This window comes from Streptomyces himalayensis subsp. himalayensis, from assembly GCF_013778455.1.
GTDB lineage: Bacteria > Actinomycetota > Actinomycetes > Streptomycetales > Streptomycetaceae > Streptomyces > Streptomyces himalayensis.
Window position 1 is genome coordinate 182,216 of the sequence record NZ_JACEHE010000016.1, and the last position, 25,315, is coordinate 207,530.

At 70.6% G+C, this 25,315-nt stretch carries 22 protein-coding genes and 2 pseudogenes; 10 read left to right on the forward strand and 14 right to left on the reverse strand.

What is annotated here, in order from left to right; translation table 11 throughout:
- Window positions 1-17: 17 nt before the first annotated feature.
- The 3 genes and pseudogenes from H1D24_RS25435 to H1D24_RS25445 form a co-directional block, all read right to left on the reverse strand.
- Window positions 18-269 carry a hypothetical protein gene (locus tag H1D24_RS25435; RefSeq protein ID WP_181659989.1) on the reverse strand — a complete coding sequence of 84 codons (252 nt, stop codon included), beginning with the start codon at window positions 267-269 and terminating at the stop codon, window positions 18-20.
- A gap of 266 nt (window positions 270-535) precedes the next feature.
- Window positions 536-1,000: pseudogene (locus H1D24_RS41775) on the reverse strand (sigma factor-like helix-turn-helix DNA-binding protein); the annotation flags it as partial.
- 490 nt (window positions 1,001-1,490) lie between these two features.
- Window positions 1,491-1,991 (reverse strand): MarR family winged helix-turn-helix transcriptional regulator, encoded by a 501-nt coding sequence (locus tag H1D24_RS25445; protein ID WP_181660063.1) that lies wholly within the window; start codon window positions 1,989-1,991, stop codon window positions 1,491-1,493.
- A 156-nt stretch (window positions 1,992-2,147) separates the two neighbouring features.
- Between H1D24_RS25445 and ilvA the strand changes: the two genes are divergently transcribed.
- The 3 genes from ilvA (at window position 2,148) to H1D24_RS25460 (ending at window position 5,548) form a co-directional block, all read left to right on the forward strand.
- Window positions 2,148-3,377: a threonine ammonia-lyase gene (ilvA, locus tag H1D24_RS25450; protein ID WP_181659991.1), complete on the forward strand. Its 1,230-nt coding sequence runs from the start codon at window positions 2,148-2,150 to the stop codon at window positions 3,375-3,377.
- Between the two features lie 300 nt (window positions 3,378-3,677).
- Window positions 3,678-4,700, forward strand: a complete 1,023-nt coding sequence (locus H1D24_RS25455) for an ATP-binding cassette domain-containing protein (protein ID WP_181659992.1) — start codon at window positions 3,678-3,680, stop codon at window positions 4,698-4,700.
- A complete protein-coding gene (locus tag H1D24_RS25460; protein WP_181659993.1) occupies window positions 4,697-5,548 on the forward strand; it encodes an ABC transporter permease in 852 nt (283 codons plus the stop codon). The genes H1D24_RS25455 and H1D24_RS25460 overlap by 4 nt, the downstream gene beginning before the upstream one ends.
- A 120-nt stretch (window positions 5,549-5,668) precedes the next feature.
- On the opposite strand, the gene greA is transcribed toward H1D24_RS25460, so the two are convergent.
- Together greA and H1D24_RS25470 are read right to left on the reverse strand one after the other, a co-directional pair.
- Window positions 5,669-6,166, reverse strand: coding sequence for a transcription elongation factor GreA (gene greA, locus H1D24_RS25465; protein WP_181659994.1), 498 nt, complete (start codon window positions 6,164-6,166; stop codon window positions 5,669-5,671).
- Window positions 6,167-6,385: 219 nt separating this feature from the next.
- Window positions 6,386-6,811: a DUF4307 domain-containing protein gene (locus tag H1D24_RS25470; protein WP_181659995.1), complete on the reverse strand. Its 426-nt coding sequence runs from the start codon at window positions 6,809-6,811 to the stop codon at window positions 6,386-6,388.
- Window positions 6,812-7,006: 195 nt separating this feature from the next.
- On the opposite strand from H1D24_RS25470, the gene mca reads away from it, so the two are divergent.
- Together mca and H1D24_RS25480 are read left to right on the forward strand one after the other, a co-directional pair.
- On the forward strand, window positions 7,007-7,888 hold the full coding sequence (gene mca / locus H1D24_RS25475) for a mycothiol conjugate amidase Mca (RefSeq protein ID WP_181659996.1): 882 nt from the start codon (window positions 7,007-7,009) through the stop codon (window positions 7,886-7,888).
- Window positions 7,881-8,138 carry a hypothetical protein gene (locus H1D24_RS25480; protein ID WP_181659997.1) on the forward strand — a complete coding sequence of 86 codons (258 nt, stop codon included), beginning with the start codon at window positions 7,881-7,883 and terminating at the stop codon, window positions 8,136-8,138. The genes mca and H1D24_RS25480 overlap by 8 nt, the downstream gene beginning before the upstream one ends.
- A gap of 132 nt (window positions 8,139-8,270) precedes the next feature.
- Here H1D24_RS25480 and H1D24_RS25485 read toward each other — a convergent pair whose 3' ends face one another.
- The 3 genes from H1D24_RS25485 to H1D24_RS25495 form a co-directional block, all read right to left on the reverse strand.
- On the reverse strand, window positions 8,271-11,492 hold the full coding sequence (locus H1D24_RS25485) for a tetratricopeptide repeat protein (protein ID WP_181659998.1): 3,222 nt from the start codon (window positions 11,490-11,492) through the stop codon (window positions 8,271-8,273).
- A gap of 95 nt (window positions 11,493-11,587) precedes the next feature.
- A complete protein-coding gene (locus H1D24_RS25490; protein WP_181659999.1) occupies window positions 11,588-12,046 on the reverse strand; it encodes a type II toxin-antitoxin system VapC family toxin in 459 nt (152 codons plus the stop codon).
- Window positions 12,036-12,305, reverse strand: coding sequence for a type II toxin-antitoxin system Phd/YefM family antitoxin (locus tag H1D24_RS25495; protein WP_181660000.1), 270 nt, complete (start codon window positions 12,303-12,305; stop codon window positions 12,036-12,038). Before H1D24_RS25495 ends, H1D24_RS25490 begins: the two co-directional genes overlap by 11 nt.
- A gap of 114 nt (window positions 12,306-12,419) precedes the next feature.
- Between H1D24_RS25495 and H1D24_RS25500 the strand changes: the two genes are divergently transcribed.
- Window positions 12,420-14,456, forward strand: a complete 2,037-nt coding sequence (locus tag H1D24_RS25500) for a thioredoxin domain-containing protein (RefSeq protein WP_181660001.1) — start codon at window positions 12,420-12,422, stop codon at window positions 14,454-14,456.
- 143 nt (window positions 14,457-14,599) lie between these two features.
- On the opposite strand, the gene H1D24_RS25505 is transcribed toward H1D24_RS25500, so the two are convergent.
- The 3 genes from H1D24_RS25505 to trhA form a co-directional block, all read right to left on the reverse strand.
- Entirely contained in the window at window positions 14,600-15,322 is a 723-nt protein-coding gene (locus tag H1D24_RS25505) for a Mut7-C RNAse domain-containing protein (RefSeq protein WP_181660002.1), read from the reverse strand.
- Window positions 15,323-15,432: 110 nt separating this feature from the next.
- Window positions 15,433-16,056, reverse strand: a complete 624-nt coding sequence (locus H1D24_RS25510; RefSeq protein WP_445194924.1) for a TetR/AcrR family transcriptional regulator — start codon at window positions 16,054-16,056, stop codon at window positions 15,433-15,435.
- Window positions 16,057-16,146: 90 nt separating this feature from the next.
- Window positions 16,147-16,890 (reverse strand): PAQR family membrane homeostasis protein TrhA, encoded by a 744-nt coding sequence (trhA, locus tag H1D24_RS25515; protein ID WP_181660004.1) that lies wholly within the window; start codon window positions 16,888-16,890, stop codon window positions 16,147-16,149.
- Window positions 16,891-17,129: 239 nt separating this feature from the next.
- Here trhA and H1D24_RS25520 point away from each other — a divergent pair, with 239 nt between their 5' ends.
- Both H1D24_RS25520 and H1D24_RS25525 read left to right on the forward strand, forming a co-directional pair.
- Window positions 17,130-18,998, forward strand: coding sequence for a phosphoenolpyruvate carboxykinase (GTP) (locus H1D24_RS25520; RefSeq protein ID WP_181660005.1), 1,869 nt, complete (start codon window positions 17,130-17,132; stop codon window positions 18,996-18,998).
- A 265-nt stretch (window positions 18,999-19,263) separates the two neighbouring features.
- On the forward strand, window positions 19,264-20,988 hold the full coding sequence (locus tag H1D24_RS25525) for a lactonase family protein (protein ID WP_181660006.1): 1,725 nt from the start codon (window positions 19,264-19,266) through the stop codon (window positions 20,986-20,988).
- 107 nt (window positions 20,989-21,095) lie between these two features.
- Here H1D24_RS25525 and H1D24_RS25530 read toward each other — a convergent pair.
- The 3 genes and pseudogenes from H1D24_RS25530 to H1D24_RS25540 all read right to left on the reverse strand — a co-directional run.
- A pseudogene (locus H1D24_RS25530) lies at window positions 21,096-21,404 on the reverse strand (hypothetical protein); the annotation flags it as partial.
- A gap of 260 nt (window positions 21,405-21,664) precedes the next feature.
- Complete coding sequence (locus H1D24_RS25535; RefSeq protein ID WP_181660007.1) at window positions 21,665-22,114, reverse strand: SCO4983 family protein; 450 nt, start codon at window positions 22,112-22,114, stop codon at window positions 21,665-21,667.
- A gap of 162 nt (window positions 22,115-22,276) precedes the next feature.
- On the reverse strand, window positions 22,277-23,488 hold the full coding sequence (locus H1D24_RS25540; protein WP_181660008.1) for a pyridoxal phosphate-dependent aminotransferase: 1,212 nt from the start codon (window positions 23,486-23,488) through the stop codon (window positions 22,277-22,279).
- Between the two features lie 126 nt (window positions 23,489-23,614).
- Between H1D24_RS25540 and H1D24_RS25545 the strand changes: the two genes are divergently transcribed.
- A complete protein-coding gene (locus H1D24_RS25545) occupies window positions 23,615-24,370 on the forward strand; it encodes a hypothetical protein (RefSeq protein WP_181660009.1) in 756 nt (251 codons plus the stop codon).
- Window positions 24,371-24,558: 188 nt separating this feature from the next.
- Window positions 24,559-25,299, forward strand: a complete 741-nt coding sequence (locus H1D24_RS25550; protein ID WP_181660010.1) for an alpha-ketoglutarate-dependent dioxygenase AlkB — start codon at window positions 24,559-24,561, stop codon at window positions 25,297-25,299.
- Window positions 25,300-25,315: the final 16 nt, after the last annotated feature.

Consider the following 25,315-nt stretch of genomic DNA (forward strand, 5'->3'; position numbering starts at 1 on the left):
CTCGCGGGCGCCGGGCGCTACCAGCCCGAGAGCGGTGGAGTCGTCTCCGACGGCGGCTCCACCCAGGGCTGGGCCGTCGAGGCCCAGACCACGAAGGCCACCACGGCCGCGAACAGCACGAACCACATGACGCGGCGGACCGCCGCCCTGCGCCGCAGCATCCGGCCGCCGCGGCGCACAGCTTCCGTGTACAGGTCGTGCGGTACGGGAGGCGGCGAGGCCTCCAGGAGCTTCCGCACCGCCGCCTCCTTGCGGCTCGACTGGTTCATGAGGGGGTCGGCTCCCTCCGGTCGGTCCGGTCGGTCCGGCCGGCGCTGTCGGTCCGGTCGGTCCGGTCGGCCCGGTCGGCCCGGTCGGCCCGGTCGGTCCGGCCCGTCCGGTCAGCTCGGTCGGCCCCGCTCATGGCGGCACGCGTCCTGGACCCGGCGCTTGCTTGGGTTTCCGCGTCGGCGCCAGTGCCCCGTGCTTGGGCGTCCCCGCCCGCTGCGGCGCCGGAGCCGACTGGGGAGCCCGCGCCCGCATCGGCGGCCTTCCCCGCCCGGGTGACCTTCGGCGCCGGCCCGCGCGGGGGATGCAGCACCAGCGACATCGCCCGCGCGCAGATCGCCCGTACGCGCTCCACGGGCAGCCCGAGGAGCGCCGCCGTCTGCTCCTCGGCCACGCCCTCGTACATCCGCAGCACGAGGATCAGCCGCTCCTGGGGCGCGAGCCGCTCCAGCAGTCCGCCTCGGCCGCGGTGCCGGTGCCAGACCCCGCGCGCGAAGCGGACGGCGAGCTGCTGACGGGCGCGGTCGTACGGATCCTCGCCGCGCAGCCGGTCCCAGGTGGCGTAGGTGTACGCGAGGGATGCGGTCAACAGGCTCCGCGCGCGCGGGTTGTTGTCCCGCGGCTCGGCCGTGAGCAGCGTGGCGGCATGCAGCAGCCGCCCTGCCGCGCCCGCGACGAAAGCCTCGAACTCACGGGCCCGCCGGGCGTCCCGGGACGCCTGTCGTCCTCGCAACCGCGCCTCCCGCCTGGAGGGGTCCCCTGCAGCCGCCCGCCGGGCAGCGCCCGTCGGTTCGCCCGTCCCACCCGGGCGGACGGGACCAGTCTCATATGAGCCCAACGGCCTCCACCTCATATGAGGCCAACGGCCTCCACTGGTCAAGGGCACGGCGGCGGGCGGAGGGCGGGAACCGGTGCCTCCTGCCGGGGGCGGGTCGAGGCCGTGCCGGGATGGGCCCGAGGGACGGACTCAAGGGATGGACCCGCGGGATGGGTCGATCGCTGGATCCAGGGATGGACCCGCGGGATGGACGTCCCGGTTCGGTGCCGAATCGTTTCCCCATCTCGGCACCGGACCGTTGCTTCATCCTCTGCGGGCCCACATCCCGGTACCTGCCGGTCCCGACACGTACCGGCACGCCCCCTTCAGCACGTAGGCGGCTGCCGGCCGGATGGCCGGTAGCCGGTCCCGCACTGCGGCCGGGGCCGACCCGGTTGCGTTCCTCTCAGGAGCCCGCCGGAGGTTCCCCGGGTGCCCCCGGCTGGGCGCCCATACGGGCCGAAAGCGCCGTGTTGAAGCGAGTGAGGAGAGCGCAGAACGTCTCTCGTTCCTCCGGTGCCCAGTCCTGCGTCAGCTGGGCCATGAGCTCGCGCCGCGAGGAGCGGACCTCATCGAGCCTGGCGTGCCCGCGGGGCGACAACTGGAGCACCACGGCACGCCCGTCCTCGGGGTGCGACGTGCGCTTGACGAGCCCGGTGTCGACGAGCGGTGCCACCTGCCGGGTGACCGTGGAGGAGTCGATGCCCATGCTGGCGGCGAGCGCCTTGACGCCCATCGGGCCTTCTTTGTCGAGGCGGTTGAGCAGCAGATACGCGGCGCGGTCCATGGAGTTGCGCACCTGCCCGACCCCGCCGAGCCGGGTCTGTTCGGCGCGGCGTGCGAACACCGCAACCTCGTGTTGCAGCGTGTCGAGGAGACCGGCGTCTGAGGCGGTCGTCATGTCCATCGACAAGTCCTGTGTTGTGGGCATGGCCGGGGCTCAATTCGTGCGTGGGTGGTGGGTTGGGGGACAGAGTACGCGGCTAGGGCACGGACCGTACCGGCGCTGGCCAAACCCGTCCATGCTGGGAGGCGACCGGCGTCAGCTGCGAGACTGACGGACATGAGCTACAGCACGGCTGACTCCTTTCCGCCGGTGACCCTCGATGACGTCCGCGGCGCGCAGAAGATGCTCGCGGGCGTAGCCCGGGTGACCCCGATGGAGGGGAGTAGACATCTCTCCGGCCTGGTCGGCGCGCCGGTCCACCTCAAGTGCGAGAACCTGCAGCGCACGGGTTCGTTCAAGCTGCGTGGCGCCTACGTGCGCATAGCGGGGCTGCTCCCGGAGGAGCGCGCGGCCGGGGTCGTCGCGGCGAGCGCCGGCAACCACGCGCAGGGCGTCGCGCTCGCGTCGTCCCTGCTGGGGGTGCACTCGACCGTCTTCATGCCGGTCGGTGCCCCGCTGCCGAAGGTGGCGGCGACGCGGGAGTACGGCGCCGAGGTGCGGCTGCACGGGCAGGTGGTCGACGATTCGCTGGCCGCGGCGAAGGAGTACGCGGCCGAGACGGGCGCCGTGTTCATCCATCCCTTCGACCACCCGGACATCATCGCCGGTCAGGGCACGGTCGGTCTCGAGATCCTGGAGCAGTGCCCCGAGGTGCGGACGATCGTCGTGGGCATCGGCGGCGGCGGTCTCGCGGCGGGCATCGCGGTCGTCGTGAAGACGCTCCGCCCGGAGGTCAAGGTGGTCGGCGTGCAGGCGGCGGGAGCGGCCGCGTACCCGCTCTCGCTCGCGGCCGGGCGACCGGTGTCGGTGGAGAACCCGGCGACCATGGCCGACGGCATCAAGGTGGGGCGCCCCGGCGACGTGCCGTTCAAGATCGTCGAGCAGTACGTGGACGAGGTCCGCACCGTCTCCGAGGACGAACTGTCCAGCGCGCTGCTGCTGTGTCTCGAGCGGGCCAAGATGGTCGTCGAACCGGCCGGCGCGAGCCCGGTCGCGGCTCTCCTGAGCAGGCCGGAGACGTTCGAGGGGCCGGTCGTGGCGCTGCTGTCGGGCGGCAACGTCGACCCGCTGCTGATGCAGCGGATCCTGCGGCACGGCATGGCGGCGGCGGGCCGCTACCTCGCGGTGCGGCTGCGGCTGACCGATCGTCCCGGTGCCCTGGCCACGCTTCTCGGGGTGTTGTCAGTGGTCGACGCTAACGTCCTCGACGTGAGTCACGTACGGACCGATCCCCGGCTCGGGCTCACGGAGGCGGAGGTCGAGCTGCACCTGGAGACCAAGGGGCCGGAGCACTGCGCCGAGGTGGGCGCGGCACTGCGGCGGGCCGGGTACAAGGTCATCGGCTGACGGGCGGCGGCTGACGGGCGGCGGGTGAGGGGCGGCGGGTGAGGGGCGCGCCGTCCGGGAAAACCCGTTGACGGCGGCGGCCCCGGTTGCCGAAGGTTTCCCGGGCTTGGAAAACCCGTTGAACCAACGCGATGTATCGCGTTAGTCTCTGTCTTCGTTCATTCGCACACCCGGACGAGGCATCGCGCTCACCGGGCAATTCCGCTCGCCGGCACAGCGACTCACCTCGACCACCGGCGAAGGCCCTACGGGCAAACCTAAGCTTTCCGCACAATCACCCACACCCCTGGGGGAACCCATATGCCAGGCGCCATCTACGCCGAAGGCCTGGTGAAGACCTTCGGCGACGTAAGGGCTCTGGACGGCGTCGACCTCGATGTCCCGGAGGGAACCGTGCTGGGCCTGCTCGGGCCGAACGGCGCGGGCAAGACCACCGCGGTGCGCTGTCTGACGACGCTGTTGCAGCCCGACAGCGGCAAGGCGGTCGTCGCGGGCATCGACGTCCTCAAACATCCCAACGAGGTGCGGCGCTCCATCGGCCTGTCCGGCCAGTTCGCCGCCGTCGACGAATATCTGACGGGCCGTGAGAACCTCCAGATGGTCGGCCAGCTCTACCAGATGAGGGCCAAGGCCGCCAAGGCGCGCGCTGCCGAACTGCTGGAGCGGTTCAACCTGACGGACGCGGCCGACCGCCCCGCCAAGACGTACTCCGGAGGCATGCGCCGCCGCCTCGACCTCGCGGCCGCGCTGGTCGTCTCCCCGCCGGTGATGTTCATGGACGAGCCGACGACCGGCCTCGACCCGCGCAACCGGCAGGCACTGTGGGAGGTCATCAAGGAGCTCGTCTCGGGCGGTACGACGCTGCTGCTCACCACGCAGTACCTCGAAGAGGCCGACCATCTGGCGCACGACATCTGCGTCGTCGACCACGGCCGCGTCATCGCGCGCGGCACCGCCGACCACCTCAAGGCGCAGACCGGCGGCGAGCGCGTCGAGGTCGTCGTGCACGAGCCGGAGGAGATCACGCCCGCCGGCGAGGTGCTGCGCGGGTTCGGCAAGGGCGAGGTCACGGCCGAGACCCACACCCGCAAGCTGACCGTCCCGGTCACCGGCGGCGCCAAGCTGCTCGCCGAGATCATCCGCGAGCTCGACACCCGCGGCATCGCCATCGACGACATCGGGCTGCGCCGCCCCACGCTCGACGACGTCTTCATCTCACTGACGGGCCACGCCGCCGAGGACGCCGCAGCGGACAACGGCGTAGACGGCGCCCAGGGCAGGGTGCAGAAGGCCGACAAGGCCAAGAAGGAGGCCGTGAAGTGACCGCCGTAACCGATGTCGCGCCGGCCGCGGCGCCCAAGGGGGTCGGCGGCATCGGGCAGTCCGTCCGGGACTCCCTCGTCGTCGCCAGGAGAAACCTGATCCGCATGACCCGGATCCCGGAGATGATCATCTTCGGGCTGATCCAGCCGATCATGTTCGTGGTGCTGTTCAGCTATGTCTTCGGCGGCTCCATGAACGTCGGCGGCACCACCGACTCGGCCGTCTACCGCGAGTTCCTGATGGCCGGCATCTTCGCCCAGACCGTGACGTTCGCCACGGCCGGCGCGGGCGCGGGCATCGCGGACGACATGCACAAGGGCCTCATCGACCGCTTCCGCTCGCTGCCGATGGCGCGTGGCGCGGTCCTCACCGGGCGTACGCTCGCCGACCTCGTGCAGACCGCGCTGACGCTGCTCGTTCTGGCCGTCGTCGCGCTGCTCGTCGGGTGGCGCACCCACACCAGCCTGGGCGAGGTGCTCGGCGCCTTCGCGCTGCTGCTCCTGCTCGGCTATGCGTTCACCTGGATCGGTGCCCTGATCGGCCTGTCCGTGCGCACGCCCGAGGCGGCGACGTCGGGTGGCCTGATCTGGCTCTTCCCGGTCACGTTCGTCTCGAATGCATTCGTGGACTCCGGCCAGATGACGCCCTGGCTGCGGCACATCGCCGACTGGAATCCCTTCAGCGCCACGGTGCAGGCCTCCAGGGAGCTCTTCGGGAACCCGGGCGTGGTCGACTCGTCGGCGTGGCCCATGCAGCACCCCGTCTGGGCCTCGCTGATCTGGTCCGTGCTGATCATCGCGGTCTTCCGGACCCTCGCGGTCCGCAAGTACCGCAACGCGACGGCCTGACCGCCCGACGGCCTGACCGCCCGACGGCCCGACCGCCTGACCGTCGATCCCAGGAGAACCCACCGGCATACGACGATGCCCCCGGCACACCCGGGGGCATCGTCGTATGCCTGGTGCTGTTCAGCCCTGGTACGGCTTGGCCTCGAGGATCTTCACCGAGGCGAACTTGCCGTTCGGCAGTTCGTACTGCGCGTCCTCGCCGATCTTCTTGCCGTTGACGCCGGTGCCCAGCGGGGACTGCGGCGAGTACGTCTCGATGTCCTCGCTGGCGTACTCGCGCGAGGCCAGCAGGAACGTCAGCGTGTCGTCCTCGTCGCCGTCGAAGGCGATTGTCACGACCATGCCGGGCGCGACCACACCCTCGGCGGCGGGCGCCTCGCCGACCTTCGCATTCTCCAGGAGCTGGGTCAGCTGGCGCACACGGAGCTCCTGCTTGCCCTGCTCCTCCTTGGCCGCGTGGTACCCGCCGTTCTCCCGCAGGTCGCCCTCCTCGCGCGCAGCCGCGATCTTGGCGGCGATCTCGGTGCGTGCGGGACCAGACAGGTACTCCAGCTCGGCCTTGAGCTGGTTGTACGCCTCCTGGGTCAGCCAGGTGACGTTCTCGCTGGTCTGGGTCACAGGTGCTCCTCGTCGGTACTGGGAATACAAAGCATCGCCCTACCCAGAAGGATGTGCCTTCACAGGTGGGCGAAACCACGAGCCTAACAATTCAGTCGCGAAACGGGGAGGACATAAGACCTGAGATTTGCGTCGCCGCAGGTCAGGCAGTGGAGTGAGAAAACACTCCGCGCTCCTCGCCGCGCGCGTCCGCCACGGCCGGTCCGGGCAGGCATCAGGTCAGTCGCTGTGGCAGCCCAGCAGCTCGGCGGCGGTGGCACGGGACGTCGTACGCAGCGTGACGACCTTGTCGATCCGGCCCGACTGCTCGTCGAAGCGGAAGTCCGCACGGCCGACCTCCGCGCCGTCCTCGGACTGCGAGCGCACGGTGCAGTACCCCTTGGTGTCGGCGTCCTTGCGTACCTCGAGGTGCACCTCGACCGCCCGGTCCGAGACCACGTCCCACTTGATCAACTCGCCGCTGACCTTCGCACCCGCGATGTAGTCGTAGCCGGCCCAGCCGACGAACGCGAGCATGGCCGCACCCAGCACCGATCCCACGATCTTGAGCTTGCGGTCGGCGCGCTCGTCCGCGGTGCGGCCGTAGCGGCCCTCGGGTCGCGGCGCCGCGGAGGCGCTGGTGCCGACGTCGCGCACTGCGCTCATGATCGTCCTCTCGGAAGGGGCCGGGGCCCGGATCCGGCCGGTTCGGGGTGGCCGGGACAGGCCCTGGAATGAATCGCCCCCCGAGTCGGTCACTATAGAAGCCTGTCACCCGCCGGCCGACCGCCGCCCCACACCGATGTCCGACGACCGTGGGCGGGGTCACACCGACCGCCGAGACCACCGAGGGAACGAGTCTTGACTGAGCAGTTGCGACTGATGGCCGTTCACGCCCACCCCGACGACGAGTCGAGCAAGGGCGCGGCCACGATGGCCAAGTACGTGTCCGAGGGGGTGGACGTGCTGGTCGTGACCTGCACCGGCGGGGAGCGCGGCTCCATCCTCAACCCGAAGCTCCAGGGCGACCCGTACATCGAGGAGCACATCCACGAGGTACGCAAGAAGGAGATGGACGAGGCGCGCGAGATCCTCGGCGTCAAGCAGGAGTGGCTTGGCTTCGTCGATTCGGGTCTGCCCGAGGGCGACCCGCTGCCGCCGCTCCCCGACGGCTGCTTCGCCCTGGAGGACGTCGACAAGGCGGCCGGCCGACTGGTGAGGTCCATCCGGGCGTTCCGTCCGCAGGTGATCACCACCTACGACGAGAACGGCGGGTACCCGCACCCCGACCACATCATGACCCACAAGATCAGCATGGTGGCCTTCGAGGGCGCCGCTGACACCGAGAAGTACCCCGAGGGCGAGTACGGCCCGGCGTACCAGCCGCTGAAGCTCTACTACAACCAGGGCTTCAACCGCCCCCGCACCGAGGCGCTGCACAACGCGATGCTGGAGCGGGGCCTGGAGTCCCCGTACGCGGAGTGGCTCAGGCGCTGGGACGAGTTCGAGCGGGTGGAGCGCACGCTGACGACGCACATCCCGTGCGCCGACTTCTATGAGATCCGCGACAAGGCGCTGATCGCGCACGCCACGCAGATCGACCCCGACGGCGGCTGGTTCCGCGTCCCGATGGAGCTCCAGAAGGAGGTCTGGCCGACCGAGGAGTACGAGCTGGCGAAGTCCCTCGTCGATACGTCCCTCCCCGAGGACGACCTCTTTGCGGGCATCCGAGACAATGCCTGACATGAGCGCAAGCGCAAGCCTGGCAATGACGCACCTCGTCCCTCTCGCCAAGGAGCTCGACGAGGACAAGGTGACCCCCGGCGTCCTCGGCTTCATCGTCTTCGCCGTGATGGCGCTGGCGGTCTGGGGCCTGATGAAGTCGATGAACCGGCACATGGGGAAGGTCGACTTCAAGGAGGCACCGGAGGAGGGCTCCTCCGACGCCTCCGACGGCGGAAGGAAGGGCGCGGCCCCGGCTGCGAAGGGCTGACGCCCGCGCGGGCGTCAGCCCGAGGGCCCGTCCGTTCGAGGTTCCGGCAGCCGCTGCGGCTGCCGGAACCGGCCATGGGTCGGCGCACGCGCCACGGGCCGGCGCCCATGCGCCGCGTCTCTTGGCGTCCTGTCATCCCACCCCTACCGGCACCCCCATGACCTCCCGTGAGTGGCGTCGCGGCACCATTCCCAGGCGCCAGGCCTGCCAGCCGGCGTCCAGATCGACGCCACGCTCCAGCAGCAGCCGGTACGCCTCCACGTAGTCGTCCAGCTTGCCGTCGCGGGCCGGATGCGGGGTTCGGGCCAGTTGGGCCAGTTCCTCCTGGGCGACCGCCGTGCCGACCTCGGAGCCGCCGGGCGATGCGTACGGCAGGAGGGTGCAGCGCAGGAAGTGGGCCCAGTCCTCGCCGCGGCGGTCGCCGTAACCGGCGAACAGGGCCGCCGCCTCGTCGCACAGTCCCAGGGCCGCCTGCGTACGGCCGTTTCCGGCGTCGACCACGGCCAGCTCCAGGCACGTCCAGGCCTCGCCGTGGGCGACGCCGATGCGCTGGAAGTCGGCCCGCGCGTCGACCAGGAGCTGGCGGGCGAAGCCGGAGTTGCGCAGCGACCCGGTCTGGGCGGCCCGCTGGTCGCGCGTGACCCGCGCCGAGTGGTGTCGGGCGCAGGCCAGCCCGTACACGTCGCGCATGCGCGAGAACATCGTGCGGGAGCGCTCCAGCTCGCGGACCGCCTGGTCGAGGTCGCCGGTCTCCTCCAGGGCCTGGCCCAGGTAGTAGATCGTCCACGCCTCGCCGCGCGCGTCCTCGTTGTCGCGGTGGCGCGCCGCCGCCTGTCGCAGGCCGTCCACCGCCGCCGACGGCTCGCCGTCGATCAGCCGGGCCCGCGCCAGCTGCGTCATCGCCCACGCCTCACCGCGGCCGTCGCGCGTCCGCCCGTACTGATCCAGCGCGATCCGCAGCTCGCTCTCCGCGCGCGGTACGTCACCCATGCGCAGACACAACTGCCCCAGCTGGAAGTGCGCCCACGCCTCGCCGTGCACCGACTCGCTGTCCCGGTGCAGCACAAGGGCGGACGACAGCAGCTCCAGCGCCCTGGCGACCTGCCCCCGGTCGCGCTCCACCGCGGCCAGCGCGTGCAGCGTCCACGCCCGGTCGGCGGCCAGCGCGTCCGTCGCCTGCAGATCCAGCGCCTCGCGCAGCTTCGCCGACGCCTCCGTCAGATTGCCCTGGTGGTGCAGCGTGATCCCCAGCGAGCACAGCGCACGGGCCGCGCCCGCATCGTGGTGGGCCTCGAAGTAGAGATCCACGACGGACGCCAGGGTCGAGCGGGCCTTGTCGAGCTCGCCGAGCTGACGGGCCGCGATGCCCGTACGCCACTGGACGCTGCGTACCAGCAGGCCCTGGTCGATGGCCTGCGTCAGCTCGCTGATCTCGCCCAGGCGGTACAGGTCGCCGCGCAGCAGGCAGTAGTCGCACAGCGCACCCAGCAGGTTCAGCACCGCCGTCTGGTCGACGCCCTCCGCGTGCCGCAGTGCCGCCGTGATGAAGCTCGACTCGTCGTCCAGCCAGCGCAGCGCCGCGTCGAGCGACGTGAAGCCGTGCGGACCGACCGTGCTGGAGTGGAAGGACGTGTCCGCCCTGGTCGACGTCTTGCCGTCGACCAGACGGATCACCGAGTCCGCCAGCTCCGCGTAGTTGACGATCAGCCGCTCCTGCGCCGACGTGCGCTCCGCGGGGTCCTCCTCGTCAAGCAGCCGCGCCTGGGCGAAGGTCCGTACGAGGTCGTGGAGGCGGTAGCGGTTGCCGCGGTCGTGGTCGATCAGGCCCGCGCGGGACAGCGCGCTGAGCTGCCGGGTGGCCTCCGTCTCGTCCGTGCCGAGCAGCGCCGCCGCCGCGGCCGCGCCCAGCGACGCCCGGCCTGCCAGCGCGAGTCTCCGCAGCAGCCGCCGCGCCGTGTCCGGCAGATCCGTGTAGCGCAGCCACAGCGCACGCTCCACCGGCTCCACCGGCCCGTACGCCCCCAGGTCCGCCGCCAGCTGACGCGCCGAACGCGGCCCCAGCGAAGAGCCCGCGATGCGCAGCGCGAGCGGCAGACCCCCGCACAGCTCGCGCACCCGGTCCGAGGCCTCGGCGTCGTACGGCCCCGACGCGTCCTGCGCCGACGCCCGCAGCAGCTCGTCCGCGCCCGCCGCCTCCAGCGGCTCGACGGACAGCTGGTGCACCCATGCGGGCAGATCGGCGGGCAGCTCGAGCGGCTTGCGGGCCGTGACCAGGACCAGGCTGTCCGAACGCTCGGGAACCAGGGTGCGCACCTGCTCGGGGTCGCTCGGGTCGTCGAGGACGACCACGACCGGCAGCCCGGTCAGATGCTGGTGGTACAGCTCGCTCAGCCGCCGCACCTGCTGGTCCTGCGACGACCGCTCCCGGAACAGCAGCTGCTCGCGCGGGGCCCCCAGCCGGTTCAGCAGATACAGCAGCGCATCGCGCGTGGACAGCGGCGGCGCCTCGGGGCTGTCCCCGCGCAGATCCACCCGGCACGCGCCCCGGAACTGGTCCTTCAGTCCGAGCGCCGCGCGCAGCGCCAGCGCCGAGCGGCCCGAACCAGGCGCCCCGTGCAGCACCACCACCGTCGGCCGCGTCTCCGTACTCGCCCGCGCCGCGTGCACCCACTGGGCGATCCGCGCCATCTCCTGCCGCCGGCCCGCGAGCGGCCCGTCCGGGTCCGGCAGATGCCCGAACGACTGCTCGAGGACACGCCGGCGCCGCGCCTCCGCGCTTTTGTCGGTACGCCGCAACTGCGGTGCCGCCTTCTTCGTACCGCCCGCCGCGCTGGCCGTGATCACCCGCTGCTGATCCAGGAACGGGCGGATGCCTCGCACCTCCAGCGCCGTCAGCCACTGCAGCCGCAGCTGCTCGGGGCCGCCGGGCTGGTTGCGGGCGCCGGCGCTGCGGTTCGCGGCCGGCACGTGCGACGCCGTCACCTTCACCACCGTCATGGCCGCGCCGGCCACACAGGCGACCGCGCCCGTGCTCAGCGCAGTAGTAGGTGGCATGCCGAACATCAGATCCGCCAGAGACGCCGCGACCGCCGCGGAGATCGCGCCCACAAAGGCGGTTCCGCCTCCCTCCCGGGCGAACCGCTGCCCGAACGACAACTGCCCGGCCTCGGCCTCGTCGAGCGCCGCCGTGTACGCGCCGTACTCCTCGGCCGCCGTCTGCGCCATGGCGTCCAGCGCCCCTCGGGCCCGCGACAGCAGCACACCCCCGTCGATCCGACCGCCCGAGCGCCGCACCTCCTCCTCCACGGCCCGGGCCAACAGCCGCTCGGCTTCCGCCCGATGGCTGTCCCGCATGTCACGTCCCCCTCCGGTGGCTACGGCATTCGCGGACAAGTGTCCTGCGTACGGGCCGGGATTGGGAGGGGATCACGCGAGAGGATCTGGCGGCGCTAGCGGTCGTGCAGAACTTTCGGGCGGGTGACGGGAACGACGGTGAGAAGGCCGTCCAGTCCTTTGTAGTCATCGGGGTTGGTGGTGAACAACGGCAGGTTCTCGGTGATTGCGATGGCGGCGATCATCAGGTCGGCCACTCTGCGCCTGGGCTTGCGGCCGGCGCTGATCACGGCCGCGCAGACCCTGCCGTAGATGCGGGCTGCTTCCGCGTCGAAGGGGATGGGGTCGAACTCGTTCTCCGCGCGCTGCAGCACGTCCATCCGACGAGCACGTTCGGTGTGCTCGTCGTAGTCGTCCTGGTCCTCGTTCCTGCGCACTTCGTGGGGCCCGGCGGAGAGCTCGGCGAGCGTGATGGCTGTGATCGCCATCTCCGCGGGGAGCTCCTCGGGGTCCAGCCACTTGCGCAGGATCATGATGTCGGTGTCGAGCAGCCCCTGCTCATGGTCAGCGGCCATAGGGGTCGTCCATCTCCTGATCGGCCGTGGCGTCCTGGTCTGCGCGGAAGGCCTCCAGGGAGATGTCGGGGGCTGTACGGGACATCGCCACGAATTCGCTACGGGGGACGAAGCGTCTGCGGCGCCGCAAGGGGATCAGCTCACCGATCTGGTGCCCGTCACGGGTGACGGTGAACGCCTGTCCGCCCTGGACGGCGTCCATGATCTCTTTGGATTTGTTGCGCAGGTCGCGCTGGGTGATCTCGGGCTGTGCTGCCATGCCTTTCACGATACGCACGTGTGCCATGGTGTGCTACCAGATAGCACACCATGGCACACGTCTCCGCCTCTGTGGGGACGCCCGCGCTTCAGGCCCGTCGGGCAGGATGGAGGCATGGCTAACCGACTGGCCCATGAGACCTCCCCCTACCTCCTCCAACACGCCGACAACCCCGTCGACTGGTGGCCGTGGTCCGATGCCGCGTTCGAGGAGGCGAGGCGGCGGGATGTGCCCGTGCTGCTCAGTGTCGGGTATTCGAGTTGCCACTGGTGTCATGTGATGGCGAGCGAGTCCTTCGAGGACAGCGGCACGGCCGCGCTCATGAACGAGCACTTCGTCAGCGTCAAGGTCGACCGTGAGGAGCGGCCCGACGTCGATGCCGTGTACATGGAGGCCGTGCAGGCGGCGACCGGGCAGGGTGGGTGGCCCATGACGGTGTTCCTCACGCCGGATGCCGAGCCTTTCTATTTCGGTACGTACTTCCCGCCCGCGCCCCGGCACGGCATGCCGTCGTTCCGGCAGGTGCTGCAGGGGGTGCAGCAGGCCTGGGTCGATCGGCGGGACGAGGTTGCCGATGTCGCCGGGAAGATCACGCGGGACCTTGCCGGGCGGCAGCTTCCGTACGGCGGCGTCGAGATGCCCGGCGAGGAGGAGCTCGCGCAGGCGCTGCTCGGGCTCACGCGCGAGTACGACCCGGTGTACGGCGGGTTCGGCGGCGCGCCCAAGTTTCCGCCGTCGATGGTGATCGAGTTCCTGCTGCGGCACCACGCCCGCACGGGCGCGGAGGGCGCGCTGCAGATGGCCGCCGACACCTGTGAGCGGATGGCGCGCGGCGGGATCTACGACCAGCTGGGCGGCGGCTTCGCGCGCTACTCGGTGGACCGCGAATGGGTGACGCCGCATTTCGAGAAGATGCTCTACGACAACGCGCTGCTGTGCCGTGCGTACGCGCACCTGTGGCGGGCCACGGGCTCGGACCTCGCACGGCGCGTCGCGCTGGAGACCGCCGACTTCATGGTGCGGGAACTCCGCACGAACGAGGGCGGATTCGCGTCCGCGCTGGATGCCGACAGTGATGACGGTACGGGGCGGCATGTCGAGGGCGCGTACTACGTGTGGACGCCCGCGCAGCTGCGGGAGGTGCTCGGTGACGACGACGCCGAGCTTGCGGCCGCGTACTTCGGGGTGACCGAGGAGGGCACCTTCGAGGAGGGTGCCTCGGTGCTCCAGCTCCCGCAGCGCGAGGGAGTGGTGGACGCGGCCCGGCTCGCCTCCGTGCGTGCGCGTCTGTTCGCCGCGCGGGAGCAGCGACCGGCGCCCGGCCGCGACGACAAGGTGGTGGCGGCCTGGAACGGGCTCGCGATCGCCGCGCTCGCGGAGACCGGCGCGTACTTCGACCGGCCCGATCTCGTCGAGGCCGCGATCGGGACGGCCGACCTGCTCGTACGCGTCCACATGGACGACCACGCACGGCTCGCCCGGACCTCGAAGGACGGCCGGGCGGGGTCCAACGCTGGTGTGCTGGAGGACTACGCGGACGTCGCGGAGGGCTTCCTGGCGCTGGCGTCCGTGACCGGTGAGGGCGTGTGGCTGGAGTTCGCCGGGTTCCTGCTCGACCATGTGCTGGCGCAGTTCACCGGCGAGAACGGCGAGCTGTACGACACGGCCGCGGACGCCGAGCAGCTCATCCGGCGTCCGCAGGACCCGACGGACAACGCGGCGCCGTCCGGGTGGACGGCTGCGGCCGGGGCGCTGCTGTCGTATGCGGCCCAGACCGGGTCGGAGCCGCATCGCGCTGCTGCCGAGCGGGCGCTGGGGGTGGTGAAGGTGCTCGGTCCGCGGGTGCCGCGCTTTATCGGGCATGGGCTTGCGGTGGCGGAGGCGTTGCTTGACGGCCCCCGTGAGGTTGCGGTCGTCGGTCCCGCGGGGGACCGCGCGACGCGCGAGCTGCATCGGGCGGCGCTGCTCGGGACGGCGCCGGGGGCGGTGGTCGCCGTCGGTGAGCCGGGCGGCGACGAACTGCCGCTGCTTGCCGATCGGCCCCTGGTCGGGGGCCGCCCGGCCGCTTACGTGTGCCGGAATTTCACGTGTGATGCGCCGACGGACGATGTGGAGCGGCTGCGGGGTGCTGTGGGCGCGGTGGCCCCATAGGGGACCTGTTGGCGTGGCGCCTGCGGGCCGTGGGTGGTTTGTGCCCACCCGTTCCGCCTGCGGAACGCCTGCCCACAAACCATGGCGCCTGCCCACAAAACCATGGCGCCTGCCCACAAACCGTTCAGCGGAGCTCGAATCGCTCAGCCGAACTCCGCGAGCGCTGTCCCCACGATTCGTTCCAGGCGGTCGTGGTGGGCGCCCCGCCAGTACACGCGGTCGCACTCCACGCACTGCGCGAACACGTCGTACGACCGCTGCGTGCCGCCCTGGAGGAGGTCGGCGACCTCGTCCTTGCGGGCGTCGCGCAGGGTGCCGTTGCATGCCGTGCACCGGGTCCAGGGGCGCAGCTCCGGGGCGAAGCGGCCCAGCACGTCGCGGAGCTGGTCGTCGGGGCGGTCGCTGTAGACGTATGCGCCGGCCCACAGTTCACGGCGGCGCAGCAGGCCGCGGTCGCGGCTGAGCAGCACGCGCTGCTCCGCCGCGGACTGGGTGGCGAGCGCCGCGTCCCCGGGGTCCGCGGAGTCGTACGCCGCGTCGACGCCGAGCAGCCTCAGGCGCCGCGCGAGCGTGCCCAGATGGACGTCGAGCAGAAAGCGCAGCGGTGCGCCCGGCACCTGCTGGGGGCGCTCGACGGCCCGCACCTCGACGGACTCCCCGGCCGCCGGGATGTGCGCGGCGGTGACCTCGCGGCCGTCGACGACGAGCGCGCCCACCTCGGTCAGCGGCACACCGGCCGACTCGATGACATGCCCGAGCGTCGAGACGCCGTCGGTGACGAGTGGCGTGGGGCCGCCACGCCGCCCGGGAGGCACGAACATGCCCAGCTCGGGGGCGAAGTCCACCTGGATCTCGGGTCCGTTCACGCGCTCAGAATGTCATGCCATGGGGGTACCTCCCATGCCTTCAAGGCAATGGGGGAGGGGCCGCTGCCTGGTCTTGTTCCCGGCGCGCCCGGTGCCCGCAGGCCGCCCTGTCAGCGGACGAGGGTTCCCTCGAACGTGGTCAGCGCGCGGTCGAGGAGGTCGGGCAGATCGTCCTGGTGGTCGTGCTCGGCCCAGTAGAGGCTGGTCTCCAGCAGCGCGCCGACGATGGCTGTGGCGAGGACGCGTACCTGCAGGTCGCCGGTGTCGCGGCCGGTGCGCTGGGCGATGGCCCGGCGCAGCAGGCGGGCGGTGACCGACATGCTCTCGGTCATCCGGGCCCGTACGGCGGGCACGTCCACCATCAGCCGCGTCCGTAGCCGGGACACGGCGGGCTCCTCGTCGAATCCGAAGCCCACGACCCTCCGCAGCACGTACCGCAGGGAGTCGATCAGCGGCTCGTCCTCGGGCCGGGCCCGCATCTCCTGTTCGAGGACCGGGTCGTACTCGTCCGTGAGGACGATGTCCTCCTTGGTCGGGAAGTACCGGAAGACGGTGGACGGCGACACCTCGGCGGCCTCGGCTATCTGCTCGATGGTCGTCGCGTCGTATCCCTGCTCGTCGATCAGCCGGTAGGTCGCCTCGCGGATCGCCGCCCGGGTCTTGATCTTCTTCCGCTCACGGAGGCCCAGTTGCGGGCGGTCGGCAGGGGAGGTACGAGTGCGTGCGGCCGTCATGGGGCTCATTGTCGGCCACTCACTGTCAGTGGTCCATGTCACTCTGGGGTGCACGTTCGATCACGGTACGTACAGGCGTACGCGGTGTGGTCAGGCGTGCTGGTAGGCCACCAGCGAGATGCCGACGTAGTGCACGGCGAACGCCGCAAGGGTGAAGGAGTGGAAGACCTCGTGGAAGCCGAACCACCGGGGTGACGGGTTGGGGCGCTGGATGCCGTAGATCACGCCGCCCGCGCTGTAGAGCAGACCGCCCACGATCACGCAGACGAGCACGGCGATGCCGCCCGTGCGCATGAAGTCGGGGAGGAAGAAGACGGCGGCCCAGCCCATCGCCAGGTAGCAGGGGGTGTAGAGCCAGCGTGGGGCGCCGACCCAGAAGACGCGGAAGACGATGCCGGCCGCTGCCGCCGCCCAGATTCCCCAGAGCAGCCACTGCCCCTTGCCGCCTGGCAGGAGCAGCAAGGTCAACGGTGTGTATGTGCCCGCGATGATCAGGAAGATGTTCGCGTGGTCCAGTCTGCGCAGGATGCCGTCCGCGCGGGGACTCCAGTTGCCGCGGTGGTAGATGGCGCTCACGCCGAACAGCAGGCAGGCCGTCAGTACGTAGATGCCGCAGGCGATCCGGCCGCGGGGGGAGTCCGCGAGGGCGGTGAGAACGAGGCCCGCGATCAGCACCGCCGGGAACATTCCGGCATGCAGCCAGCCGCGGAGGTGCGGCTTCATCGGGGCCAGGGCCGCCTGGAGCGGCGTCTGTGTGGACTGGTGCGGGATCGAGGCCGGCCCCCCTTCAGGGGCCGCTGAACTCCCGGTGGTGTCGGCGGCAGGCGCAGTCATTGCCGCATCGTACCTACGGAGCCGTAACTCACATATGCCTGCCGGTGAACGAAAGTGCACAGAGTGGTGATGCTCACTCCGCTCAGTTGTGAGGCCGTCTGGACAGATGCGCGAATGCGGCGGATGATCAGATGAGTGCGGTCGGCACCGGATGAGCGCAGAGTGATCGAAGAGCGCAGCATCCGGGTCGCAGCCCCCACGGGGCACCAAGTCAAAATCCCCTCTTTCTAGGAGCAACCGTGGCGCGCGACATCGCGGCTCCCAGCACCGTCCCCACCCGCCATCAGGAACTGGTCTCGTGGGTCAACGAGATCGCCGAACTGACTCAGCCGGACAGCGTGGTCTGGTGTGACGGATCCGAGGCCGAGTACGAGCGACTGTGCGAGGAGCTCGTCGCCAAGGGCACCTTCAAGAAGCTCGACCCGATCAAGCGCCCCAACTCCTACTACGCGGCTTCCGACCCGACCGATGTCGCCCGGGTCGAGGACCGCACGTTCATCTGCTCCGAGAAGGAGCAGGACGCGGGCCCGACGAACCACTGGAAAGCTCCGGCCGAGATGCGCGCCATCTTTACCGGAGAACGAGACAGCTTCGCGGGCCGGGACGGCCAGGGCGGGATATTCCGCGGCTCGATGCGCGGCCGGACCATGTACGTGGTGCCGTTCTGCATGGGCCCGCTCGGCTCGCCGCTCTCCGCGATCGGCGTGGAGATCACCGACTCCGCGTACGTCGCCGTGTCCATGCGCACCATGACGCGCATGGGACAGCAGGTCCTCGACGAGCTCGGCTCGGACGGCTTCTTCGTGAAGGCCGTCCACACCCTGGGCGCGCCGCTGGAGCCGGGCCAGGAGGACGTTCCGTGGCCCTGCAACTCCACCAAGTACATTTCGCACTTCCCGGAGACCCGCGAGATCTGGTCGTACGGCTCCGGCTACGGCGGCAACGCGCTGCTCGGCAAGAAGTGCTACGCCCTGCGCATCGCCTCCGTCATGGCGCGCGACGAGGGCTGGCTCGCCGAGCACATGCTGATCCTCAAGCTCACACCACCGCAGGGCGAGTCGAAGTACGTCGCGGCGGCCTTTCCGTCCGCGTGCGGCAAGACCAACCTCGCCATGCTCGAGCCGACGATCTCCGGCTGGACCGTCGAGACCATCGGCGACGACATCGCATGGATGCGGTTCGGCGAGGACGGCCGGCTCTACGCGATCAACCCCGAGGCGGGCTTCTTCGGTGTCGCGCCCGGCACCGGTGAGCACACCAACGCCAACGCGATGAAGACACTCTGGGGCAACTCGGTCTTCACGAACGTCGCGCTGACGGACGACAACGACATCTGGTGGGAGGGGATGACCGAGGAGATCCCGGCGCACCTCACCGACTGGAAGGGCAACGACTGGACGCCGGAGTCCGGGACCCCGGCCGCCCACCCCAACGCCCGCTTCACCGTGCCGGCCTCGCAGTGCCCGATCATCGCGCCCGAGTGGGAGGACCCGAGGGGCGTGCCGATCTCGGCGATCCTCTTCGGCGGCCGCCGCGCCTCCGCGGTCCCGCTGGTCACCGAGTCCTTCGACTGGCAGCACGGCGTGTTCCTCGGCGCGAACGTGGCGTCCGAGAAGACCGCCGCCGCCGAGGGCAAGGTCGGCGAGCTGCGCCGCGACCCGTTCGCCATGCTGCCGTTCTGCGGCTACAACATGGGCGACTACATGGGCCACTGGATCAACGTCGGCAAGACTGCAGTCTCCAAAGAGGGGGACCAGTCCAAGCTGCCGAAGATCTACTACGTCAACTGGTTCCGCAAGAACGACGCGGGCAAGTTCGTCTGGCCGGGCTTCGGCGAGAACAGCCGTGTCCTGAAGTGGATCGTCGAGCGCCTGGAAGGCAAGGCCGAGGGCGTCGAGACCCCGATCGGCATCCTGCCGACCAAGGAGGCCCTCGACACGGACGGGCTCGACCTGGCCCAGGAGGACCTCGACTTCCTGCTCAAGGTCGACACCGAGGTCTGGCGCGAGGAGGCCGCGCTGGTCCCCGAGCACCTCAAGACGTTCGGCGACCACACGCCGAAGGAGCTGTGGGACGAGTACCACGCGCTGGTGCAGCGCCTGGGCTGAGCAGCCCCCGAACTCCGCAGCCGGCCTGACCTTGCCCTGACCCGCGATGTCGCCACGGCCGGCCGCGGTGGGGTTCTCCTCCGACCGCACGAACGCTCGGAGGAGGCACCCCGTTACCGGCAGGGCCCCGCACAACGGCGTGCGGGGCCGTTGCCTTTGTTCACTCAAGTCCCCCTTGCCTACTGGATCTTCACGCCTGTTTCATATTCATCACAGGCGCATCACTGATCCAGTGGGCGCTCAAGTCAGCCAGTGGGGGGCACAGTTGAAAACAGCACACCGTCCAAGACGTCTCGCGGCCACGCTGCTCGCCGCCGCGCTCGCCGGGACCGGACTGACCGTCGCCGCGGCACCAGCGGCACACGCGGCGGCGTCCGACGCCGTGGCCAAGCTGCCGATCTCGTCGTACTCGGCGCTGGCGGTCGACTCCGTGCACCAGCGCGTCTACATCGCCGACCAGCGTGACAGCCAGACCAATGGCACCGTGCTGGTCTACAACTTCCAGGGCCAGAAGGTCACCACCCTCGCCCACGCCAACTCGGTCTCGGGCCTGGCGCTCAGCGCGGACTCGGCGACGCTGTACGTGGGCGAGCGCGGCCGTATCGTCACGTACGACACGGAGACGCTCGCGCAGAACGGCGCGGTGACCGCCCCGTACGACACCTGCGGCCGCCAACTCGCCTTCGCGGGCGGCAAGGTGTTCACGACCGACGCGTACGTCTTCCAGAGTTCCTACTGCGCCACGGCGTCGACGGCCCTCGACATGATGGCGAACGGCACGGTCGGCAGGACCGGCTGGAACGACATCGGCCGGCTCCAGCTGGCCGCGGGCGGGACCAACCGGCTCCTCATGGGCCAGCCGGCCGAGAGCGGTGCCGCGAACCCGTTCCTCGCCTCCTTCGACGCCAGCGGCGAGACCCTCGTACGCGACGCATCCCGCCGCTTCGCGGACGCCGAAGGCAAGGGCGCCCTCGCCCTCAAGGACATGGCCGGCAGCACGGACGGCAGCAAGGTCGCGGTCGCCGACGCGGGCCACGGCACCCGGCTGCTGAACTCCGGCGACCTGTCGGACGCGGCCGACCAGTACCAGGCGCTGCCCACCGGCGCCAAGGCGAGCGCGGTCGCCTTCAGCGGCGACGGCAGGTACGTCGCCCGCGGCGCCCAGGCCACCGGCAGTACCCCCGACCTGCTGGTGCAGGCCGCCGACCCGACGGACGGCACGCCGCCGCTGGAGTTCGTCTTCGAGGGCAGCCTCGACGGCGGCTGGGTCACCCCGCGGGGCCTCGCCTGGTCCGCGGACGGCTCGCGGCTCTTCGCCGTCACCCAGAACGGCATCGGCACCGAGTACTGGCTGCATGTCATCCAGCCCCCGGCTGTCCAGTACGACACCCGCTTCACCGGCGGGCTCAGCAACAGCCCCGCCCAGGCCGTCGCGGGTGAGCCGCTCGCGGTGCGCGGGAAGCTGGAGTTCGACGGACCCGCGCCCGCCGAGCCGCTGAAGGTCACCGCGACGCGCACGGACGCGAACGGCACCCACGAACTGGGCACCGCCACCGTCAAGGAGGACGGCACGTTCACCGTGCTCGACGAGCCCGACCTCGTCGGCGACGCCACGTACAGCGTGTCCTTCCTCGGCGACCTGACCCACCGCCCGGCCCAGGACGTGACCCACACGGTGTCCGTCGCCAAGGCGCCCACCTCGATCGCGCTCACCGCTCCGGCGGAATCCGACATGGACACGGGTGTGGAGATCACCGGCAAGCTCACCGTGCAGGGCAAGACGCCCGCCGAGCGGCCCGTGCTCACGGTCCAGCGCACCGACCGCCTCGGCACCGGCTGGCTGACGTCGGTGACGGTGGCCGCGGACGGCGCGTTCACGATCAACGACCTGCCGCGCACCAACCGCGATGTGACCTACACGGTCACCTACGCGGGCGACGACCTCCACGAGGCGTCGACGGCGTCGGCGACGGTCCTCGTCCGGCGCTGACCGCGCCGCTGACGCCGTAACGCCTGGTCAGAGCGGCCCTCCCCGGTCCTCCAGGTACCGGGTGTGGGACTCCTGGCGGCGGGCCTCCGTCTCGCGGAGGGCCGCCGCTTGAAGAACTCCTTCAGCTTCGGGGGCGCCTCCGCCACGTCCTCGTCCGTGAGCGCGGACTGGGCGCCGGAGAGCGCATAGGCCACCGAGATCAGCGTGGCGAAGCCGGAATTGGAGCGGGACGGGTCGGTCGTGCCGTACGTCAGCTTCCCGTCCGTCACCGCCTTGTCGATGTCCGACCAGGTGACGTCCTCCGGCTTCCATCCCAGTTCCCGTACGGTGTCGGGCTTCAGGCCGATCGCGACCGGGCTGGACATGACCGGCGTCTCGGAGACGACCTGCTTCGCGGCCTCCGGGCGCAGCCGCAGGTTTGCCGGCCCCCGACGACGGCTGCCACAACTCCGCCGATCAGCAGCACCGCGAGGACTATTCCTGCGATACGTCTCACACTTGGGAGCGTGCTCTCGGAACCCGACGTTCCAGGGAGCGATCCGGGTGAACGTGGGGTGACCAACCCATCCCGGTACGCAACCGGAACAACTTGCTCCGTCAGATGTGGTGGCGCCCGGTCCGCGCCACGCCGTGGGTGCGCGCGGACCGGGGCCGTCATGGGGACCCGGGGTACGGGTCAGCAGGCGGCGAGTTGGCGGCCGTCCTGCGCGGCCGCGTGCGCGTCCATGCGATGGGCGGCGAGGATCGCGGCCGCGGTGTCGGCGCGCGATGCGGCCACCACCAGGGCGCGGCCCGCGAGGGCGTGCGCACGCTGGTGCAGGGCCGCGAGGCGCGGGTCCCGCCCGTCGCCCGACGCGACGGAGGTGCCGCCACCCGTCGCCGTCACGGCCGCCCGCACCGGCGGCTTCCCGTCGCGCAGCCGGGCCACCTCCTGCGCAAGCTGTTCGGCGGCGGTGTCCAGGTCGGCGTCGGGGCAGAGCGCGCGCAGGTCGTCGGTGACGGCCAGCAGCGCCGCGAGATGCCCGGCGAGCTGGATGTCCAGCTCCTCCTCCCGGGAGCGGTGCGGGAAGTCCTCGTCGGCGCCGGCCATCGTGTGGACCGACTTGGTGCGGATCGGTTCGTACATGGGGATGGCCTCCTGTGCTCTGACAGGAAACCATCCTAGCTTAGATTCAGTCTAAAGTTGAGCCCGTTCGCGGAATGGAGCGCAGGGTTTACACACGGTGAATCGGACGAGGCCCCGGCGGGAGCCGAGGCCTCGTTCACGACCGGAGTGTGAGGGACACTGTCAGGACTGGCTGTAGCCGTCCAGGAACTTCCCGATGCGACCCACCGCGTCCTTCAGATCCGTCACCGACGGCAGCGTGACCACCCGGAAGTGGTCCGGTTCCGGCCAGTTGAAGCCCGTGCCCTGCACGACCATGATCTTCTCGGCGCGGAGCAGGTCCAGCACCATCTGCCGGTCGTCCTTCACCTTGAAGACCTTGGGGTCGAGGCGCGGGAAGAGATACAGCGCCCCCTTCGGCTTCACGCACGTCACGCCCGGGATCTGCGTCAGCAGCTCGTACGCCGTGTCGCGCTGCTCCTTCAGCCGGCCGCCCGGCAGAACGAGATCGTTGATCGTCTGGCGTCCGCTGAGCGCAGCCACCACACCGTGCTGCCCCGGCATGTTCGCGCACAGCCGCATGTTGGCGAGGATCGTCAGGCCCTCGATGTACGAGTCGGCGTGCGCCCTGGGCCCGGAGATCGCCATCCAGCCGACGCGGTAGCCCGCCACCCGGTATGCCTTCGACATGCCGTTGAAGGTCAGGGTGAGCAGGTCCGGGGCGACGGCCGCGGTCGGGGTGTGCGTCGCGTCGTCGTAGAGGATCTTGTCGTAGATCTCGTCCGAGCAGACGAGGAGGTTGTGGCGGCGGGCGATGTCCGTCAGGCCGCGCAGCACCTCTTCGCTGTATACGGCGCCCGTCGGGTTGTTCGGGTTGATGATCACCAGCGCCTTGGTGCGGTCGGTGACCTTGCGCTCGATGTCGGCGAGATCCGGCATCCAGTCGGACTGCTCGTCGCAGCGGTAGTGCACCGCCGTGCCGCCGGACAGCGAGACCGCGGCCGTCCACAGCGGATAGTCCGGCGCCGGGACCAGCACCTCGTCGCCGTCGTCGAGCAGGCCCTGCATGGCCATCACGATGAGCTCGGAGACGCCGTTGCCGATGAAGACGTGCTCGACGTCCGTCTCCACGCCCAGTGTCTGGTAGTGCATCATCACCGCGCGGCGCGCCGCGAGCAGGCCCTTCGCGTCTCCGTAGCCATGGGCGCCGGAGAGGTTGCGGAGCATGTCCTCGAGGATCTCGGGCGGGCACTCGAAGCCGAACGCGGCCGGATTGCCGGTGTTCAGCTTGAGGATGCGGTGTCCTGCCGCCTCGAGCCGCATCGCCTCCTCGAGAACCGGGCCCCGGATCTCGTAACAGACGTTGGCGAGCTTGGTCGACTGGATCACCTGCATGTCCGCGAGCTTACGGGCGTCTGGCCGGATTCGCTCCGTGTTATCCGACACGTGAGACGTGGGCTTTGGGTGGGTATGGGCTCTCGACTGCGCCCCCAGCCCCTGGATTCTCTACAATTCCCGCCCATGTCTTGGCACCCTCACCACGGCACTGATGCCTACGACGCAAACAGCGCGAACCATACGCATAGTGCGTACGGCGCTATCGGCCCGCATCCGGACCACGGTGACACGCAGAATCTGCCGGCTGTGTACCACCCGTACGGGGACACGACCCAGGCCGCCTACGACGGATACGAGGATCCAGCGGCCGCACACGGCTGGCAGGAGCCCTCGGCGGACGGCGGGGGCGTGTACGGGGACGCCGATGGTGCATACGCCGATGGTGCGTACGAGGACGGCCGCGGTCGGTACGAGAGCGGTGTCGAGCATGACGACGGTGCGGCTTTCGGCGGTCGGTCGCGCCGCCGCCGCAGTCGGACGGGCAGCCGTGTGCTCATAGTGGGCGCGGCGGCCTGCATAGTGTGCGCGACCGCCTTGATCGCGTGGCTTTCCGGCGCGGGGTCCTCCGGAACCCCTGAGCCCGGAAGCCGGGAGACCGAGCAGAATCAGCAGAACCAGCAGGTCGAGGACGCGGAGCCGAGCCCCGACCAGACCGGCTCGACTGCTGCCGAGCCCACCGCCGACCCGGCCGCCGGGGCCCCGGAAGCCGCGAGCCCGACCGCATCGGTGAGCACTTCCGGGACCGGCGACGAGACGAAGGAGCCCACGACGCAGGCGCCCACGACCACGGCGGCCTCCTCCGCGTCGAGCGGTCCGGGCAACGGGAACTCGGGCGGCAACCCGGGCCACGGGCAGGGGTCGACCAAGGGGCCGAAGTAAGCCGGTCTCAACTCCTGACGGAAAGAGCCTGACGAAAGAGTCCGGCAAAGGAGCCTGACGAAAGGGTCTGGCAAAGGAGCTTGACAATGAAGCCCGGCGGAAAAGACGCTGCTCTTTGCTCCGTTCGGGGGTTCTGCCCCACTCCCTTAATAGATCGCATGTTCGGTAACGGTGGGTACGCTGGAGCCATGCCCGCGCACCTTCATGGACTCCAGGGTTCGCTGTTCGACCAGACCGACGACATCCGTCTCGGCCCGCTGACGGGCGTACGCAGGATCGTGCTGGGCGACGGAGCATGGATCGACGTGCTGCCAGGGTGGCTGCACGGCTCGGACGCGCTCTTCGAGCACCTGGCCGACGTGGTGCCCTGGCGCGCCGAGCGCCGCCACATGTACGAGCAGGTGGTGGACGTGCCGCGACTGCTCGCCTACTACGGCGCCGACGACCCCCTCCCGCACCCCGTCCTGGACGAGGCACGGGCCGCCCTGTCCGCGCACTACGACGCCGAACTCGGCGAACCCTTCGCCACCGCGGGGCTCTGCCTCTACCGCGACGGCCGCGACAGCGTCGCCTGGCACGGCGACCGGATCGGCCGCGGCGCCCGCGAGGACACCATGGTCGCCATCCTGTCCGTGGGCACACCGCGTGATCTGCTGCTGCGCCCGCGCCACCCGGCGGGCGGAGCTGCCGGGAGCGGGGGCGAGGGCGGCGAGGGCCGGAGTGGAGGCAAGGGCAGCGAGGGCCGGAGCGGGGGCAAGGGCGGCGAGGGCCGGAGCGGCCGCGCGAACCTGCGGCAGTCGCTCGGCCACGGCGATCTGATCGTGATGGGCGGCTCCTGCCAGCGCACCTGGGAACACGCGGTGCCGAAGAGCGCGCGTGCGACGGGGCCGCGGATCAGCATCCAGTTCCGCCCGCACGGGGTCGGCTGAGCACCGCTCGTACGTC